General features: G+C 56.7%; 14 protein-coding genes. 9 read left to right on the top strand and 5 right to left on the bottom strand.

From position 1 onward, the window contains the following. Positions 1-43 precede the first annotated feature (43 nt). Positions 44-1396, bottom strand: coding sequence for a hemolysin family protein (locus PYR66_21165; protein ID WEF27759.1), 1353 nt, complete (start codon positions 1394-1396; stop codon positions 44-46). 181 nt (positions 1397-1577) lie between these two features. Next, positions 1578-2216, bottom strand: a complete 639-nt coding sequence (msrA, locus tag PYR66_21160; GenBank protein WEF27758.1) for a peptide-methionine (S)-S-oxide reductase MsrA — start codon at positions 2214-2216, stop codon at positions 1578-1580. Positions 2217-2426: 210 nt separating this feature from the next. Between msrA and tamA the strand changes: the two genes are divergently transcribed. Genes tamA through PYR66_21145 form a run of 3 tightly spaced genes read left to right on the top strand, consistent with a single transcriptional unit; the run spans position 2427 to position 8277 of the window. Continuing rightward, positions 2427-4160, top strand: a complete 1734-nt coding sequence (tamA, locus tag PYR66_21155) for an autotransporter assembly complex protein TamA (GenBank protein WEF27757.1) — start codon at positions 2427-2429, stop codon at positions 4158-4160. Then, entirely contained in the window at positions 4157-7933 is a 3777-nt protein-coding gene (tamB, locus tag PYR66_21150; protein ID WEF27756.1) for an autotransporter assembly complex protein TamB, read from the top strand. The genes tamA and tamB overlap by 4 nt, the downstream gene beginning before the upstream one ends. Before the next feature lie 2 nt (positions 7934-7935). Continuing rightward, a complete protein-coding gene (locus tag PYR66_21145; protein ID WEF27755.1) occupies positions 7936-8277 on the top strand; it encodes a gamma-glutamylcyclotransferase in 342 nt (113 codons plus the stop codon). A 101-nt stretch (positions 8278-8378) separates the two neighbouring features. Here PYR66_21145 and ppa read toward each other — a convergent pair whose 3' ends face one another. After that, on the bottom strand, positions 8379-8909 hold the full coding sequence (gene ppa / locus PYR66_21140) for an inorganic diphosphatase (GenBank protein ID WEF27754.1): 531 nt from the start codon (positions 8907-8909) through the stop codon (positions 8379-8381). 403 nt (positions 8910-9312) lie between these two features. On the opposite strand from ppa, the gene PYR66_21135 reads away from it, so the two are divergent. The 4 genes from PYR66_21135 to yjfF all read left to right on the top strand — a co-directional run bounded on the left by PYR66_21135 (position 9313) and on the right by yjfF (position 13896). Next, complete coding sequence (locus PYR66_21135) at positions 9313-10269, top strand: ABC transporter substrate-binding protein (GenBank protein ID WEF27753.1); 957 nt, start codon at positions 9313-9315, stop codon at positions 10267-10269. Positions 10270-10372: 103 nt separating this feature from the next. Then, complete coding sequence (locus PYR66_21130) at positions 10373-11875, top strand: sugar ABC transporter ATP-binding protein (GenBank protein ID WEF27752.1); 1503 nt, start codon at positions 10373-10375, stop codon at positions 11873-11875. Between the two features lie 10 nt (positions 11876-11885). Further along, positions 11886-12911, top strand: coding sequence for an ABC transporter permease (locus tag PYR66_21125; GenBank protein ID WEF27751.1), 1026 nt, complete (start codon positions 11886-11888; stop codon positions 12909-12911). Further along, a complete protein-coding gene (yjfF, locus tag PYR66_21120; protein ID WEF27750.1) occupies positions 12898-13896 on the top strand; it encodes a sugar ABC transporter permease YjfF in 999 nt (332 codons plus the stop codon). The genes PYR66_21125 and yjfF overlap by 14 nt, the downstream gene beginning before the upstream one ends. Positions 13897-13940: 44 nt before the next feature. On the opposite strand, the gene fbp is transcribed toward yjfF, so the two are convergent. After that, entirely contained in the window at positions 13941-14939 is a 999-nt protein-coding gene (gene fbp, locus PYR66_21115; protein ID WEF27749.1) for a class 1 fructose-bisphosphatase, read from the bottom strand. 174 nt (positions 14940-15113) lie between these two features. Here fbp and mpl point away from each other — a divergent pair, with 174 nt between their 5' ends. After that, entirely contained in the window at positions 15114-16487 is a 1374-nt protein-coding gene (gene mpl, locus PYR66_21110) for a UDP-N-acetylmuramate:L-alanyl-gamma-D-glutamyl-meso-diaminopimelate ligase (protein WEF27748.1), read from the top strand. Between the two features lie 68 nt (positions 16488-16555). After that, on the top strand, positions 16556-17077 hold the full coding sequence (locus PYR66_21105) for a GNAT family N-acetyltransferase (GenBank protein WEF27747.1): 522 nt from the start codon (positions 16556-16558) through the stop codon (positions 17075-17077). 679 nt (positions 17078-17756) lie between these two features. On the opposite strand, the gene yjgA is transcribed toward PYR66_21105, so the two are convergent. After that, positions 17757-18308, bottom strand: coding sequence for a ribosome biogenesis factor YjgA (gene yjgA, locus PYR66_21100; protein WEF27746.1), 552 nt, complete (start codon positions 18306-18308; stop codon positions 17757-17759). Positions 18309-18344 lie beyond the last annotated feature (36 nt).

The raw sequence follows: 18344 nt of genomic DNA, 5'->3' as shown, positions 1-18344 counted from the left end.
AAAAACGGCTCCTGATGGGAGCCGTTGATGTTTTCAGGGCCGCTTACGCGACGCCTTTCTCTTCTTTAGCCGCGCCTTCGATATCCGGCAGTTTTGGCACCAGCACCGTCGGTTTATTGTCGATGCGGGTAACCAGCAGCTGGTCGATACGGTAGTTATCGATATCCACCACCTCAAACTTGTAGCCTGAGAATTTCACCGCATCGGTGCGTTTCGGGATCTTACGCAGCATGAACATCATAAAGCCGCCGATGGTCTCGTAATTATCGGACTGCGGAAACTCATCGATATCCAGCACGCGCATTACGTCGTCAATCGGCGTACCGCCGTCAATCAGCCAGGAGTTCTCATCGCGCGCGACGATCTGCTCTTCCAGCCCCTGACCGACCAGGTCGCCCATCAGGGTGGTCATCACGTCGTTGAGGGTGATAATCCCGACGACCAGCGCGTATTCGTTCATGATAACCGCGAAGTCTTCACCGGCTGTTTTGAAGCTTTCCAGCGCTTCAGACAGCGTCAGGGTATCCGGCACGATCAGCGTATTGCGGATCTGTACGCCGCCGGTTAATACCAGGCTTTGGTTCGCCAGGACGCGGTTCAGCAGATCTTTTGAATCGACGTAGCCGATAATGTGATCGATATCCTCATTACACACCAGGAACTTGGAGTGCGGATGTTCGGCCACTTTGTTCTTCAGGCTCTGCTCGTCTTCATGCAGATCGAACCAAATCACGTTTTCACGCGGCGTCATGGAAGAGGGGACAGTACGCGATTCCAGTTCAAAGACGTTTTCAATTAATTCATGTTCCTGTTTACGCAGCACTCCAGCCAGCGCACCGGCTTCCACCACCGCGTAGATATCATCGGAGGTGATGTCATCTTTACGCACCATCGGAATTTTAAACAGGCGGAAGATGTTGTTCGCCATGCCGTTGAACAGCCATACCAGCGGGCGGAAAACCAGTAAACAGAAGCGCATCGGGTTGATGATACGCAAAGCCACGGCTTCTGGCGCAATCATACCGATGCGTTTCGGAGTCAGGTCAGCAAACAGGATGAACAAGCTGGTGACCAGGGTAAAAGAGAAAATAAAGCTCAGCTGCTCGGAAAGCTCAGCAGACATATAGCGGCTCAGCACGCTATGGAAAGCGGGCGAAAATGCGGCATCGCCAACGATACCCCCCAGGATGGCCACGGCGTTGAGGCCAATCTGCACGACGGTGAAGAAGGTACCGGGGTTTTCCTGCATTTTGAGCACGCGCTGCGCGTTCACATTGCCTTCATCAGCCAGCAATTTGAGTTTGATTTTGCGCGATGCGGCCAGCGAAATTTCAGAGATCGAAAAAAATGCACTGACGGCAATAAGGAAAAGTATTACTAAAATACTGTTTAACATATCTTTTCTGATCGTTGAGATCAGATCCTCGGAAGGGAAGTTGATAACTTTTTTAATGTGGAATACATAAAAAACCGGTCCGAAGGCGCTGGACCGGCTATGACACAGCGTAGTATAGCGTAAATCTCTGTAAGGCCACCAGAGCGATAATTATTCGCCCAGGCGGCTTCAGACGAAGGGATTACGCCTGCGGCGGGAGGCAAACGCCAATCCCGCCGATACCGCAGTAACCGTACGGGTTTTTGTGCAGATACTGCTGGTGGTCGTCTTCGGCATAGTAGAACGGCTTCGCCGCGACGATTTCGGTGGTGATGCCGCGCGTATCGTTAGCGTCGCGCATCGCTGCCTGGAAGCGCGCCAGGCTGGCTTTTGCCGCCTCAAGCTGCTCCGGCGTCAGCGGGTAGATCGCCGAGCGGTACTGGGTGCCGTGATCGTTGCCTTGCTGCATCCCCTGAGCCGGATCGTGGTTTTCCCAGAAGACCTGCAGCAGTTGCTCATAGCTGATGACCTGCGGGTCGAAGACCACGCGCACCGCTTCCGCGTGCCCGGTTTCACCGCTGCACACTTCGCGATAGGTGGGGTTTGGCGTATAGCCGCCGGTATAGCCCGCTGCGGTGCTGTAGACTCCTGGAAGCTGCCAGAACAGGCGCTCGACGCCCCAGAAGCAGCCCATCGCGAACAGCGCCACTTCCATCCCCTCAGGGACGTTAGTCATCGAATGATCGTTAACAGCGTGGAGCGTGGCCACCGGCATCGGCGTGTTACGCCCCGGCAGCGCATCCCCCTGGGCGACAAGATGCGTTTTATCAAATAGACTCACGGTTGGCCTCTCAATTACTCAATTTGTGGTTAAGGTTGTAACGAAGCGTGTCTTTTTAGACAATAAACACGCTCAATACGTCTAGATTTAAACATAAGAATTATTTGGGTTACCGTCACTTTTTCAACCCTTAGTTGTTAGGGTTTTGTTAAGCCGTGGAGCGGCACTTGCGTTTCCTTCGGGGGGAAACAAGGATATTCAGGAGAACACGTGCAACAAATCCGCCAGTTATGCGTTACCAGCCTTTTACTGGTCAGCGGGGTCGCCAGCGCAGCGAATGTGCGTTTGCAGGTTGAGGGGTTATCCGGGGAACTGGAAAAAAACGTCCGCGCCCAATTATCCACGATCCAGAGTGATGAAGTCACGCCGGACCGTCGCTTTCGCGCGCGCGTCGATGATGCCATCCGCGTGGGTCTGAAAGCGCTGGGTTACTACCAACCGACCATCGATTTTGATCTGCGTCCGCCGCCAAAGAAGGGGCGTCAGGTATTAATTGCCAAAGTAACGCCCGGCGAGCCGGTGCGTATCGGCGGCACCGAGGTGATTCTGCGCGGCGGCGCGCGCACCGACCGTGACTACCTGGATCTGCTGAAAACGCGTCCGGCGATCGGCACCGTGCTCAATCACGGGGATTATGACAATTTCAAAAGCTCGCTCACCAAGGTGGCGCTGCGCAAAGGCTATTTCGATAGCGAATTCAATAAAAGCCAGCTTGGCGTGTCGCTCGACCGTCACCAGGCCTTCTGGGACATTGATTACAACAGCGGCGAACGCTACCGCTTCGGCCCGGTGAGCTTTACCGGTTCGCAAATCCGTGAAGAGTATCTACAAAACCTGGTGCCGTTTAAGCAGGGGGATTACTACACCTCGCAGGATCTGGCGGAGTTGAACCGCCGCCTGGCCGCGACCGGCTGGTTTAGTTCGGTGGTTGTCGCGCCGCAGTTTGATAAATCGCGCAAAACCAAGGTGCTGCCTCTGCAGGGCGTCGTTTCGCCGCGCAAAGAGAACACCGTGGAAACTGGGGTCGGTTATTCCACCGACGTCGGGCCGCGCGTGAAAGCGACGTGGAAAAAGCCGTGGATGAACTCTTATGGCCACAGCCTGACCTCCAGTATCAGCCTTTCCGCGCCGGAGCAGCAGCTCGATTTCAGCTATAAAGTACCGTTGTTAAAAAGCCCGCTTGAACAGTATTACCTGATGCAGGGCGGCTTTAAACGCACCGATCTCAACGATACCAAAGCCGACTCCACTACGCTTGCCGTATCGCGATACTGGGAGATGTCGAGCGGCTGGCAGCGCGCCATCAACCTGCGCTGGAGTCTCGACCACTTTACCCAGGCCAACGTCACCAATACCACCATGTTGCTCTATCCTGGCGTCTCGGTGAACCGTACCCGTTCTCGCGGCGGCCTGATGCCGACCTGGGGCGATTCCCAGCGTTACTCGGTGGACTACTCCAACACCATGTGGGGTTCGGACATTAACTTTGTCGTTGTACAGGCGCAGGACGTGTGGATCCGTACCCTCTACGACCGTCACCGCTTTGTGGTGCGCGGCAACCTCGGCTGGATTGAGGCCGATGACTTTAACAAGGTACCGCCGGATCTGCGATTCTTCGCCGGTGGCGACCGCAGTATTCGCGGTTATAAATACAAATCAATCTCGCCGAAGGATGACGATGGTAAGTTGATTGGTGCCTCAAAGCTGGCAACCGGTTCGCTGGAGTACCAATATAACGTCACCGGTAAATGGTGGGGCGCCGTGTTTGTCGATGGCGGCGAAGCGGTTAGCGACATTCGCAACAGTGATTTCAAAACCGGCGCGGGCTTCGGCGTGCGCTGGCAATCGCCAGTAGGGCCGGTCAAGCTGGATATCGCCAGGCCTATCGGCGACAAAGATGAACACGGTTTACAGTTTTATATCGGTCTGGGGCCTGAATTATGAGTTTATGGAAGAAAATAAGCCTCGGCGTATTACTCTTTTTCGTGCTGCTGATCGGCGCGGTTGGCTTTTTAGTCGGCACGACTACCGGCCTGCATCTGGTGTTGAAAGCGGCGGACCGTTGGGTGCCGGGGCTGGAGATCGGCAAGGTTACCGGCGGCTGGCGTGATCTGACCTTACAGAATGTGCGCTTCGAACAGCCGGGCGTGGCGGTCACCGCCGGGCAGTTCCATCTCGGCGTCAAGCTGCGCTGCCTGTGGGACAGCAGCCTGTGCGTCAACGACATCTCGCTGCGCGATATCTACGTCGCTATCGATACCAAAAAAATGCCGCCGTCGGCGCCGGTCGCGGAAGAAAATACCGGGCCGCTGAACCTGTCGACGCCATATCCGATCACCCTCAGCCGCGTGGCGCTGCATAACGTCAACGTCAAAATCGACAACACTGCCGTTTCGCTGCGTGATTTCTCCACCGGTTTGCACTGGCAGGAAAAGAACCTGACTCTGACGCCGACCTCGCTGCAGGGGCTGCTTATCGCGCTGCCGAAGGTGGCGAAAGTGGCGCAGGAGCAAGTGGTGGAACCGAAGATTGACCATCCGAAACCGGAAGAAAAACCGCTCGGCGAGACGATGAAAGATCTGTTCTCGAAACCGGTGCTGCCGGAGATGGTCGACGTGCATCTGCCGCTGAACCTCAATATTCAGGAGTTCCGCGGCGAACAGCTGCGCCTGACCGGCGACACCGATATGACCGTCTACAACCTGCTGCTGAAGGTCAGCAGCATCGACGGACAGATGAAACTCGACGCGCTGGATGTTGATTCCGACCAGGGCAAAGTCAAGGCCTCCGGGACCGCGCAGCTGCAGGATAACTGGCCGGTCGATATTACGCTCGACAGTACGCTGAACATTGACCCGCTGAAAGGCGAGAAGGTGAAGCTGAAAGTGGGCGGCGAGCTGCGCAAGACGCTGCAGGTCGGCGTGGATCTGGCAGGCTCGGTGGCGATGACGCTGCGCGCCGAAGCGCAACTGGCGGAAGCCGGGCTGCCGCTGAATATGGAAGTGAAGAGTAAGCAGCTGTACTGGCCATTTACCGGCGAAAAACAGTTCCAGGCAGATGATTTATTGTTGAAATTCAGCGGTAAGATGACCGACTACACCATGGCGCTGAGCACCGCGGTGAAAGGCCAATCGCTGCCGCCAGCCAAAATTACTCTTAACGCCAAAGGCAACGAGCAGCAGGTCAATCTTGATAAGCTGACCGTGGCGGCGCTGGAGGGGAAAACCGAACTGAAAGCGCTGCTCGACTGGCAGCAGGCGATCAGCTGGCGCGGCGAGTTGACTCTCGACGGCATTAACACCGCTAAAGAGGTGCCGGATTGGCCCTCGAAGCTGAACGGGATTATCAAAACCCAGGGCAGCCTGTACGGCAGCAGCTGGCAGATGGCGGTTCCTGAGCTGAAGATCACCGGCAACGTGAAACAAAACAAAGTGGATGTCCACGGTTCGCTGCAGGGCAACAGCTATATGCAGTGGAAAGTGCCGGGTCTGCATCTGGCGCTGGGCCCGAACAGCGCCGACGTGAAAGGCGAGCTGGGGGTGAAAGATCTCAACCTTGACGCTACCATCGACGCCCCGCACCTCGATAACGCCCTACCAGGGCTTGGCGGTACGGCGAAAGGGCTGCTGAAAGTGCGCGGCACTATCGACGCGCCGCAGCTGCTGGCGGATATCACCGCCCGCGCGCTGCGCTGGCAGGAGCTGACGGTCGCGCAAGTCAATGTCAAAGGCGACGTCAAATCCAGCGATCAGATTGGCGGCAATCTCGATGTCCGCGTCGATCGCATCAGCCAGCCGGGGGTGAACATCAGCCTGGTGCAGCTGAACGCCAAAGGTACCGAAAAGCAGCACGATTTGCAGCTGCGCGTGCAGGGCGAACCGGTTTCCGGCCAGCTAACGCTGGCGGGCAGCTTCGATCGTAAAGAGGAACGCTGGAAAGGCACGCTGAGCAATACCCGCTTCCAGACGCCGGTCGGTCCGGTGGCGCTGACGCGTAACATGGCGTTGGATTACCGTAACCTGGAACAAAAAATCAGCATCGGGCCGCACTGCTGGAGCAACCCGAACGCTGAGCTGTGTGTGCCGCAGACTATCGATGCTGGCGCCAGCGGGCACGCGGTCGTCAACCTCAACCGTTTCGATCTGGCGATGCTGAAACCGTTTATGCCGGAAGCGACTCAGGCCAGCGGCGTATTTAGCGGCAACGCCGACGTCAGTTGGGACACTACCAAAGAGGGGCTGCCGCAGGGCAAGGTGACCCTCAGTGGTCGCAACGTCAAAGTTACCCAGGCGGTCAACGACGCGCCGCTGCCGGTAGCCTTTGATACCCTGAACCTCAGCGCCGATCTGCATAATAATCGCGCGCAGTTGGGCTGGTTGATTCGCCTGACCAACAACGGTCAGTTCGATGGTCAGGTGGAAGTGACCGATCCGCAGGGGCGACGTAATCTCGGCGGCAATGTCAACATCAGCAATTTCTCGCTGGCGATGATTAACCCGATCTTCGAGCGCGGCGAAAAAGCTGAAGGCAAGCTCAATGCGCGCCTGCGCCTCGGCGGCGATGTACAGAACCCGCAGCTGTTTGGCCAGATGCAGCTGAACGGCATCGATATCGACGGCAACTTTATGCCGTTTGATATGCAGCCGAGCCAACTGTCGATGAACTTCGACGGTACTCGCTCCACCCTGCAAGGGACAGTGAATACCAAACAAGGGCACATTGCGCTGAGCGGCAACGCCGATTGGACGCAAATCGACAACTGGCGAGCGCAGATTGCGGCGAAGGGCAGTCGGGTGCGCATCACCGTACCGCCGATGGTACGGCTGGATGTTTCTCCGGACGTGGTCTTTACCGCCACGCCAAGCGCGTTTAACCTTGATGGCAACGTTGACATTCCCTGGGCGCGTATCGTCGTGAATGAGGTACCAGAGAGCGCCGTTGGCGTGTCGTCTGATGAAGTGATGCTGGATAAAAACCTGCAGCCGATTCAGAAACAGAGCGCTGGGATCCCAATCAACAGTAACCTGACGATTCACGTCGGCAACAACGTGCGTCTGGAGGCGTTTGGCCTGAAAGCGCGTCTGACCGGCGATCTGAAAGTGGCGCAGGATAAACAAGGCCTGGGGCTGAACGGACAGATCAATATTCCGGACGGTCGCTTCCACGCCTATGGTCAGGATCTGATCGTCCGGAAAGGCGAGCTGCTGTTCTCCGGCCCGCCGGATCAGCCGTTGCTCAACATCGAAGCCATTCGTAACCCGGATGCCACCGAAGACGACGTGATTGCTGGCGTTCGCGTCACAGGATCTGCCGATCAGCCTAAAGCGGAGATCTTCTCCGACCCGGTTATGTCTCAGCAGGAAGCGCTTTCTTATCTGCTGCGCGGCCAGGGTTTGAGCAGTGGACAGAGCGATAGTGCGGCAATGACCTCAATGCTTATTGGAATGGGGGTTGCACAAAGTGGTCAGGTTGTGGGTAAAATCGGCGAGACGTTTGGCGTAAGCAATTTGGCGCTGGATACCCAGGGGGTAGGCGACTCCTCCCAGGTGGTGGTCAGCGGCTATGTGCTGCCAGGTCTTCAGGTAAAATACGGCGTCGGCATCTTCGACTCCCTGGCGACGCTCACCCTGCGTTATCGCCTGATGCCTAAGCTATATATGGAAGCGGTGTCTGGCGTAGACCAGGCTCTCGATTTGCTCTATCAGTTTGAGTTTTAGCAATGCGAATATTTGTTTACGGCAGTTTACGACGCAAACAAGGCAACAGCCACTGGATGACCAACGCCCAGTTGCTGGGCGCTCATAGTGTCGATGATTATCAGCTGTACAGCCTGGGCCACTATCCAGGCGCGGTGCCGGGAAAGGGCACAGTACATGGTGAAGTGTATCGCATCGACGCATCGACGCTGGCCGAACTGGATGCGCTGCGTTCCAAGGGCGGTGAATACGCACGTCATCTGATCCAAACGCCTTACGGCAGCGCATGGATGTATGTCTATCAGCGCTCCGTCGAGGGGTTTGCGCAGATTGAGAGCGGAAACTGGTTGGACAGAGACCAGTAATTGAAAACGGCAACGCCACCTTCGGGTGGCGTTGTTTTTTACCGACCGGCACAAATAAAAACACCGCCTTCGGCGGTGTTTTTATTCGCGGAGAAACAGAATTACTTCTGTTTAGCGCGCTCGAAGGAAGCAATGATTTCAGCTTTAGCGGCTTCAGCATTGTCCCAACCGTCGACTTTAACCCACTTGCCTTTTTCCAGATCTTTGTAGTGCTCGAAGAAGTGGGTGATCTGTGCTTTCAGCAGTTCCGGCAGGTCGTTCACATCTTTGATGTGATCGTATTCTTTGCTCAGCTTGGTGTGCGGTACCGCAACCAGTTTGGCGTCTTCACCGGATTCGTCGGTCATTTTCAGGACGCCAACCGGACGGCAGCGGATCACTGAACCAGGTTCCAGCGGGTACGGAGTCGGGACCAGTACGTCAACCGGGTCGCCGTCCAGGGACAGGGTGTGGTTGATGTAGCCGTAGTTGCACGGATAGAACATCGCAGTGGACATGAAACGGTCAACGAACAGTGCACCGCTCTCTTTGTCGACTTCGTATTTGATTGGGTCTGCGTTAGCTGGGATTTCGATAACGACGTAGATGTCTTCCGGCAGTTCTTTGCCCGCAGGTACGTTGAGTAAGCTCATGTCTGTTTCCTTTAAAATGTTTGGCAAACAAGTGCCCGGTATTATAGCCAACTCACATCGAATGTCTTCGCTTCTTTTTCCCCTGATGTGGGCGGAGATGTCTGAATTCCTCGTCGTCAGACACCCTTAAAATCCATAAACATAGCTACTTTCTGAATAAAATAATGTAAGCGTTTTCATTGGCGGGATTTGTGTTCACATTCTGCGCAAAATTTCGCCGTGCTATCAGGCCAATGCGCCGGGCGTGAAGCCTTACTAACGCTCAGCTCAGATACATCAGGGGAATTAACATTCCATTCACTTTTTCGAAGTGTGATGTAACGCATCCAGTTACACGACGAATTGTCTATAGTTTGTCCGCAGGTGAGGCTTTAACCAACAATAACCCTACGAGGATAACCTTATGTGGAAGCGCTTACTTCTTGTTACCGCTGTTTCCGCAGCTATGTCATCTATGGTCATGGCTGCCCCTCTAACCGTAGGATTTTCCCAGGTCGGCTCTGAATCCGGCTGGCGAGCGGCCGAAACCAACGTTGCCAAGGAAGAAGCGACGAAGCGCGGCATCACCCTGAAGATCGCCGATGGCCAGCAAAAACAGGAAAACCAGATTAAAGCCGTACGCTCGTTCATCGCTCAGGGTGTGGACGCTATTTTTATCGCGCCGGTGGTGGCCACCGGTTGGGAGCCGGTGCTGAAAGAAGCGAAAGAGGCCAACATCCCGGTCTTCCTTCTTGACCGCTCCATCGACGTCAAAGATAAGTCGCTGTATATGACGACCGTCACCGCCAACAATGTGCTCGAAGGCCAACTGATTGGCGACTGGCTGGTGAAAACCGTCGATGGCAAGCCTTGCAACGTCGTTGAACTACAGGGCACCGTCGGTGCCAGCGTCGCCATCGACCGCAAAAAAGGGTTTGCCGACGCGATAGCCAAAGCGCCAAACATTAAGATTATCCGCTCGCAGTCCGGCGACTTCACCCGCAGTAAGGGCAAAGAAGTGATGGAGAGCTTTATCAAAGCGGAAAACAACGGCAAGAACATCTGCATGGTCTTCTCCCATAACGATGACATGGTGATTGGCGCGATTCAGGCCATCAAAGAGGCCGGGTTGAAGCCGGGCAAAGATATTCTCACCGGTTCTATCGACGGTGTGCCGGATATCTATAAAGCGATGATGGCCGGTGAAGCTAACGCCAGCGTCGAGCTGACGCCGAACATGGCCGGCCCGGCGTTCGATGCGCTGGAGAAATACAAAAAAGACGGCACGCTGCCTGAGAAGCTGACCATCACCAAATCGACTCTCTACCTGCCGGATACGGCGAAAGAGGAGTTAGAGAAGAAGAAAAATATGGGCTACTAAGCCTTCATGAAAATGCCGGGGGCGCTGCGCTTGCCCGGCCTACATTACGCTCTTTTGTAGGCCGGATAAGCGTAGCGCCATCCGGCGTGATGCAGGGGGAACCATGACCACCGACCAACATCAGGAAATCCTCCGCACCGAAGGATTAAGCAAATTCTTTCCCGGCGTCAAAGCGCTGGATAACGTCAACTTCAGCCTGCGGCGCGGCGAAATCATGGCTCTGTTGGGCGAAAACGGCGCGGGAAAATCGACGCTGATTAAGGCGCTCACCGGCGTTTACCACGCCGAACGCGGAGCGATCTGGCTGGAAGGGCAGCAAATTTCGCCGAAAAACACCGCCCACGCTCAGCAGTTGGGCATCGGCACGGTCTACCAGGAGGTCAATCTGCTGCCGAATATGTCGGTGGCGGATAATCTGTTTATTGGCCGCGAGCCGAAGCGTTTTGGCCTGCTACGGCGCAAAGAGATGGAAAAGCGCGCCGCCGCGCTGATGGCCTCCTACGGATTCTCCCTCGATGTGCGCGAGCCGCTGAACCGCTTTTCGGTGGCGATGCAGCAAATTGTCGCGATCTGCCGGGCTATCGATCTGTCGGCAAAGGTGCTGATCCTCGATGAACCCACCGCCAGCCTGGATACCCAGGAGGTGGAGATGCTGTTTACTCTCATGCGCCAGTTGCGCGATAGCGGCGTCAGCCTGATTTTCGTCACCCACTTTCTCGACCAGGTCTACGCCGTGAGCGACCGCATTACCGTGCTGCGTAACGGCGGTTTCGTCGGCTGTCGGGAAACCCGCGAGCTGCCGCAGATTGAGCTGGTAAAAATGATGCTGGGCCGTGAACTGGATCACCAGGCCCTGCAGCGCGCCGGACGCACGCTGCTGAGCGATAAACCGGTAGCGGCGTTTGAAGATTTTGGCAAGAAGGGGACGATCGCGCCGTTCGATCTGCAGGTACGGCCAGGGGAAATCGTCGGTTTGGCCGGGCTGCTGGGATCCGGGCGTACCGAAACGGCGGAGGTGATCTTCGGCATCAAGCCCGCTGACAGCGGTAAAGCGTGGATCAAAGGCAAGCCGCAAACGCTGCGTTCACCGCACCAGGCCTCCTGTCTCGGTATCGGCTTTTGCCCGGAAGACCGGAAAACCGACGGCATTATCGCCGCAGCGTCGGTGCGTGAAAATATCGTACTGGCGCTGCAGGCGCAGCGCGGTTGGTTGCGGCCGATCTCGCGTCGTGAACAACACGAGATCGCCGAACGTTTTATTCGCCAACTGGGTATTCGTACTCCCAGCGCCGAGCAGCCCGTTGAATTTCTCTCCGGCGGCAACCAGCAGAAGGTGCTGCTATCGCGCTGGCTGCTGACTAAACCGCAGTTCTTGATCCTCGATGAGCCGACGCGCGGTATCGACGTCGGCGCTCACGCCGAGATTATCCGCCTGATTGAAACCCTCTGCGCCGATGGCCTGGCGCTGCTGGTTATCTCCTCCGAACTGGAGGAACTGGTGGGCTACGCCGACCGGGTGATTATCATGCGCGATCGCCGGCAGGTAGCGGAAATTCCGCTTGCCGAGCTATCGGTCCCGGCAATCATGAACGCGATTGCGGCATAAGGAGCCCTGCATGATGCCCAGAACCGTACCGCAAAGCGGACAGCCGAAACGGCGCTTTAACTGGCCAAAAGGCATGCCGCAAATTATCGCTCTGCTGCTGGTGCTGGCGGTAGATAGCCTGGTCGCGCCGCATTTCTTCCAGGTGGTGCTGCAGGAAGGACGGCTGTTTGGTAGCCCGATCGATATTCTTAATCGCGCGGCGCCGGTGGCGCTGTTGGCGATCGGGATGACGCTGGTAATCGCCACCGGCGGTATCGACCTGTCGGTCGGCGCGGTGATGGCCATCGCCGGGGCGACCGCGGCTTCGATGACCGTCGCTGGCCACAGCCTGCCGGTGGTGTTGCTTGCCTCGCTGGGGGCGGGGGCGCTGGCTGGCCTGTGGAACGGTATTCTGGTGGCGGTGCTGAAGATCCAGCCGTTTGTCGCCACCCTGATCCTGATGGTCGCCGGGCGCGGCGTCGCGCAGCTGATTACTGCCGGACAGATCGTCACCTTTGATTCGCCGTCGCTGGCGTGGCTCGGCAGCGGATCGCTGATGCTGTTGCCGACGCCGGTCATCATCGCCGTACTTACGCTACTGTTGTTCTGGCTGTTTACCCGTAAAACGGCGCTCGGCATGTTTATCGAAGCGGTGGGGATTAACATCCGCGCGGCGAAAAACGCTGGGGTGAACACCCGCATCGTGGTGATGCTGGCCTATGTGCTAAGCGGCATCTGCGCGGCGATTGCCGGTATTATCGTGGCGGCGGATATTCGCGGCGCCGATGCCAACAATGCCGGGCTGTGGCTGGAGCTGGACGCCATTCTGGCGGTGGTGATCGGCGGCGGGTCGCTGATGGGCGGACGCTTCAATCTGCTGCTGTCGGTGGTCGGGGCGCTGATTATTCAGGGCATGAACACCGGGATTTTGTTGTCCGGTTTCCAGCCGGAATTGAATCAGGTGGTGAAAGCGGTGGTGGTGCTGTGCGTGCTGATTGTTCAGTCGCCGCGCTTTATCAGTCTACTGAAAGGGGTACGCGGCCGTGATAAAACGTAATTTGCCTTTAATGATCACCCTGGCGGTGTTCGTGTTGGGCTATCTCTACTGCCTGACTCAGTTTCCTGGCTTTGCTTCGACGCGAGTGATTTGCAATATTCTGACCGATAACGCCTTCCTGGGGATCATCGCTGTCGGCATGACCTTTGTGATCCTCAGCGGCGGCATCGACCTGTCGGTGGGGTCGGTGATTGCCTTCACCGGGGTGTTCCTTGCCAAAGCGATCGGCTTTTGGGGGATTTCGCCGCTGCTGGCGTTTCCGCTGGTGCTGGCGATGGGCTGTGCCTTCGGTGCGTTCATGGGGCTGCTGATCGACGCGCTGAAAATTCCGGCGTTTATCATCACCCTCGCCGGGATGTTTTTCCTGCGTGGCGTCAGCTATCTGGTCTCGGAAGAGTCGATTCCGATTGACCATCCGCTATATGACAATCTGTCGGGGCTGGCGTGGACTATTCCCGGCGGCGGTCGTCTGAGCGCGATGGGGCTACTCATGCTGCTGGTGGTCGTGCTGGGGATGTTCCTTGCCCACCGCACCCGCTTTGGTAACCAGGTCTACGCCATTGGCGGCAGCGCGGCCTCGGCGAACCTGATGGGCATTTCAACCCGCAGCACGACTATCCGTATCTATATGCTGTCGACCGGTTTGGCGACGCTCGCCGGGATCGTCTTTTCCATCTATACCCAGGCCGGTTACGCGCTAGCGGGCGTCGGCGTGGAGTTGGATGCTATCGCCTCGGTGGTGATTGGCGGCACGCTGCTCAGCGGCGGCGTTGGGACAGTGCTGGGGACGCTCTTCGGCGTAGCGATTCAGGGGCTGATTCAGACCTACATTAACTTCGACGGTACGCTCAGTTCCTGGTGGACGAAAATCGCCATCGGCATCCTGCTGTTTATCTTTATTGCGTTGCAGCGCGGGCTGACGGTGCTGTGGGAGAATCGACAAAATGCGACGGTGACTCGCGTGGGCGGGGCGGTGAATCGCTAGCGGGAGGCGCTCCCTCCCCGCGAGGCGGGAAGGGAAGGTAGGGATTAAGCGTCCGGGAACTCTTTAATGAAGTTCTCGACGTCTTCTACCATGTGGTCGTTGCCGACGAAGAACGAACGACGCTGGTGCAGGCTTTCCGGGATGATATCGAGGATCCGCTCTTTACCATCGCTGGCCTTGCCGCCCGCTTGCTCCGCCAGCATCGCCATCGGGTTGCATTCGTACAGCAGGCGCAGTTTCCCTTGCGGGTGGCTGGCGGTGCTTGGATACAGATAGATACCGCCTTTCAGCAGGTTGCGGTGGAAGTCGGCCACCAGAGATCCGATATAGCGTGAGGTGTACGGGCGTTGGGTCTCTTTGTCTTCTTCCTGGCAGTACTTGATGTACTTCTTCACGCCCATCGGGAACTTGATGTAGTTGCCTTCGTTGATGGAGTAGGTCTGGCCTTTCGTCGGGAAGCGCATACGCTCCTGGCTCAGGCAGAACACGCCGAGCGAAGGGTCATAGGTGAAGGCGTGAACGCCGCAGCCGGTGGTGTAGACCAGCATGGTCGACGAGCCGTAAACCACGTAGCCCGCAGCAACCTGTTTGTTGCCCGGCTGCAGGAAATCTTCTTCGGTGACTGGCGTACCCACCGGCGTCACGCGGCGGTAAATAGAGAAGATAGTCCCCACGGAGACGTTGACGTCAATGTTGGAGGAACCATCCAGCGGATCCATCAGCACAACGTATTTGGCGTGTTCGCATCCTTCGAAGACCACGATTTCATCTTCTTCTTCAGAGGCGATCCCGGCGACGATATCACGTGCGCGCAGTGCAGCTTTTAATTTTTCATTCGCGAACAGGTCCAGCTTCTGCTGAACTTCTCCCTGAACGTTTTCCGCACCGCTGGCACCCAGGATATCGACCAGACCGGCCTTATTGATATCGCGGTGGATGATCTTGGCGCCCAATTTTATTGCCGACAACAAAGCAGTCAGCTCACCGGTAGCGTGGGAGAACTCGTGCTGCTTTTCGACAATAAATTCACCTAACGTTTTCATAACTCGTTCCCTGCATTTTTATGTTGAGTAAAACGAACGCAACAATCTTAACAAATAATAAAAAAACTGCGCACAGGTGAATCGCGCCAGCAAATACAGATTTGCCTGAAATGCGTTTCTCAGGGGGCGTACATATGGGTAAAATGCGTGTCAGATTAATGAGGGAAGCAACGAATGCGCATTCATATTTTAGGAATTTGTGGCACGTTTATGGGGGGGCTGGCAATGCTGGCACGTTCCCTCGGTCATCAAGTAACCGGCTCGGATGCTAACGTTTATCCGCCGATGAGCACCCTGCTGGAAAACCAGGGCATTGACCTGATTCAGGGCTACGACGCCAGCCAACTGGATCCGCAGCCGGACCTGGTGATTATCGGCAATGCCATGACTCGCGGTAATCCGTGTGTTGAAGCGGTGCTGGAAAACAACATTCCGTACATGTCCGGCCCGCAGTGGCTGCATGATTTCGTGCTGCGTGATCGCTGGGTGCTGGCTGTCGCCGGTACCCACGGCAAAACCACCACCGCGGGTATGGCGACGTGGATCCTCGAAGCCTGTGGTTACAAGCCGGGCTTTGTTATCGGCGGCGTACCGGGTAATTTCGATGTTTCCGCGCGTCTGGGTGATAGCCCGTTCTTCGTGATTGAAGCGGACGAATATGACTGCGCCTTCTTCGACAAACGTTCCAAGTTCGTTCACTACTGCCCGCGCACGCTGATCCTCAACAACCTTGAGTTTGATCACGCGGACATCTTTGACGACCTGAAAGCGATTCAGAAACAGTTCCATCACCTGGTGCGCATCGTGCCGGGCAAAGGCAAAATTATTCTCCCGGAAAGTGACATCAACCTGAAACAGGTGATGACGATGGGCTGCTGGAGCGAGCAAGAGCTGGTCGGCGAGCAGGTCCACTGGCAGGCGAAGAAACTCAACGCCGATGCGTCGCAATGGGAAGTGTGGCTGGATGGCGAGAAAGTCGGCGAAGTAAGCTGGGCGTTGGTTGGCGAGCACAACATGAACAACGGCCTGATGGCGATCGCTGCGGCGCGTCACGTCGGCGTGCTACCGGCGGATGCCGCCCACGCGCTGGGTAGTTTTATCAACGCCCGTCGCCGCCTCGAACTGCGCGGCGAAGCCAACGGCGTCACCGTCTATGACGATTTCGCCCACCATCCGACCGCGATCCTCGCCACGCTGCAGGCGCTGCGTGGTAAAGTTGGCGGCACTGCGCGTATTCTCGCCGTGCTGGAACCGCGCTCCAACACTATGAAAATGGGCATCTGCAAAGACGATTTGGCGCCATCGCTCGGTCGCGCCGATGAAGTCTTCCTGCTGCAACCGCAGCATATTCCATGGCAGGTTGCGGAAGTGGCGGAGGCCTGCGTTCAGCCTGCGCACTGGAGCGCCGATGTCGATACGCTGGCGGACATGATTGTCAAAACAGCGCATCCGGGCGACCATATTCTGGTGATGAGCAACGGCGGCTTCGGCGGCATTCATCAGAAGCTGTTGGATAAACTGGCGCAAAAAGCGACCGCGGCAGAATAAGCGCGAAGGCGTCCTGTATCTGCCCTCCTTGTGAGGGCAGTTTTGTTTTAGCTACCAGGGATTGTGCGATGCTTTTCTGTGAAAGACTGTTTTCTACCGATTCCCCCCATTTCTCCACGCTGGACGCGCTCTACGCCCGCGCCTTTCCGTGGCATGAGCAGCGCGAGCCCGGGGCCAAACTTCAGGCGTTGGGCAACCCGCACTATGCGCTGGAAGCGTGGTTCGATGACGGGGTATTTATCGGCTTGAGCGGCTGCTGGCAGTTTGCCGGCTATAGCTATATTGAACATCTGGCGATTGACGATACGCTGCGTTCGCGCGGCTACGGTAAACAGCTGCTGGCGCAGATCCTGACGCGCGCGCCGCTGACCATTCTGGAAATCGATCCGCTCACCACCGAGATCGCTCATAAGCGGCTGCGCTTTTATCAGTCGATGGGGTTCCACGCCAATGCGTGGGCGCATCGCCACCCGACCTATCATCAAGGGATCGACGATCATGAGTTGGTGGTATTGAGTTATCCTCAGCCGATTGATGAGGCGCCGTACCAGCGGTTTGCCGAGGATTTAGGGCGTGAGGTGATGGGGTAAGGTTTGCGAGCCCGGGAGATCTGCACCTCGCAACCGCACGGACTGTAGGTCAGATAAGCGTAGCGCCATCTGACAAAATAGCGGCACAACCAGGATTTTCCCTGCTTGCGCTGCGCTTAGCAGGGCTACGGCGCCGTACTTGAACTTCGCCTCGCAACCGCACGGACTGTAGGTCAGATAAGCGTAGCGCCATCTGACAAAATCGCGGTACAACCAGGAATTTCCCTGCTTGCGCTGCGCTTAGCAGGGCTACGGCACCGTACCCGAACTTCACCTCGTAGTCGCACGGACTGTAGGTCAGATAAGCGTAGCGCCATCTGACAAAATAGCGGTACAACCAGGAATTTCCCTGCTTGCGCTGCGCTTAGCAGGGCTACGGCACCGCACTCGAACTTCAGCTCGCAACCGCACGGACTATAGGTCAGATAAGCGTAGCGCCATCTGACAATATCGCGGTACAACCAGGATTTTCCCTGCTTGCGCTGCGCTTAGCAGGGCTACGGCACCGTACCCGAACTTCACCTCGCAGCCGCACGGACTGTAGGTCAGATAAGCGTAGCGCCATCTGACAAAATCGCGGTACAACCAGGAATTTCCCTGCTTGCGCTGCGCTTAGCAGGGCTACGGCACTGTACTCGAACTTCGCCGCCATCCGGGAGATGGCGGTGAGCGTCGGGAATCAGCCTTCGTTCTCGGCCAGTTCGCGCAGATACTGGAAGATCAGGCGCGCGGATTTCGGCGGCTTGTTGCCTTCTTTCTCTTTCTTCGCATTACGGATCAGCGAACGCAACTGCTGACGGTCGGCGTCAGGCCACAGGTTCAGAACTTCCGCGACCGCGTCATCGCCGTTATCAATCAGACGATCGCGGATCTGTTCCAGCTTATGGAACAACGCAACCTGCTGGTTGTGACGGTTCTTCAGTTTATCCAGCGCCTGGCGAATCGGGTCAACGTCGCGGTTACGCAGCATTTTACCAATCAGCTGCATCTGGCGGCGGCGGCCTTCCTTCTTGATACGCTGGGCGAGTTCAATGGCGTCACGCAGGTCGACATCGAGCGGGAGCTTATCCAGCGCGTTCTTACCCAGGTCTACCATCTCTGCGCCAAGACGCTTCAGTTCTTCCGCGTCGCGCTTAATTTCACTCTTACTGACCCAGATAATTTCATCGTCTTCATCTTCAACGTCATCACCGGGCACGTCGTCGAGCCAGTCTTCGGGCTGCTTTGTCATCTCAGGCTCCTTAAAAAAGAGGCTAATGTTACCAGT

It is taken from the genome of Klebsiella aerogenes, assembly GCA_029027985.1.
In the GTDB taxonomy this organism is placed as follows: domain Bacteria; phylum Pseudomonadota; class Gammaproteobacteria; order Enterobacterales; family Enterobacteriaceae; genus Klebsiella; species Klebsiella aerogenes_A.
Note: the sequence above shows the minus strand (reverse complement) of the source record. Positions and strands in the feature narration are given on the sequence as shown.

Coding starts and splice junctions, on each gene's coding strand:
- PYR66_21165 (WEF27759.1), bottom strand. CDS start 1,396: ATGTTAAACAGTATTTTAGTAATACTTTTCCTTATTGCCGTCAGTGCA.
- tamB (WEF27756.1), top strand. CDS start 4,157: ATGAGTTTATGGAAGAAAATAAGCCTCGGCGTATTACTCTTTTTCGTG.
- PYR66_21145 (WEF27755.1), top strand. CDS start 7,936: ATGCGAATATTTGTTTACGGCAGTTTACGACGCAAACAAGGCAACAGC.
- ppa (WEF27754.1), bottom strand. CDS start 8,909: ATGAGCTTACTCAACGTACCTGCGGGCAAAGAACTGCCGGAAGACATC.
- PYR66_21135 (WEF27753.1), top strand. CDS start 9,313: ATGTGGAAGCGCTTACTTCTTGTTACCGCTGTTTCCGCAGCTATGTCA.
- PYR66_21130 (WEF27752.1), top strand. CDS start 10,373: ATGACCACCGACCAACATCAGGAAATCCTCCGCACCGAAGGATTAAGC.
- PYR66_21125 (WEF27751.1), top strand. CDS start 11,886: ATGATGCCCAGAACCGTACCGCAAAGCGGACAGCCGAAACGGCGCTTT.
- fbp (WEF27749.1), bottom strand. CDS start 14,939: ATGAAAACGTTAGGTGAATTTATTGTCGAAAAGCAGCACGAGTTCTCC.
- mpl (WEF27748.1), top strand. CDS start 15,114: ATGCGCATTCATATTTTAGGAATTTGTGGCACGTTTATGGGGGGGCTG.
- PYR66_21105 (WEF27747.1), top strand. CDS start 16,556: ATGCTTTTCTGTGAAAGACTGTTTTCTACCGATTCCCCCCATTTCTCC.
- yjgA (WEF27746.1), bottom strand. CDS start 18,308: ATGACAAAGCAGCCCGAAGACTGGCTCGACGACGTGCCCGGTGATGAC.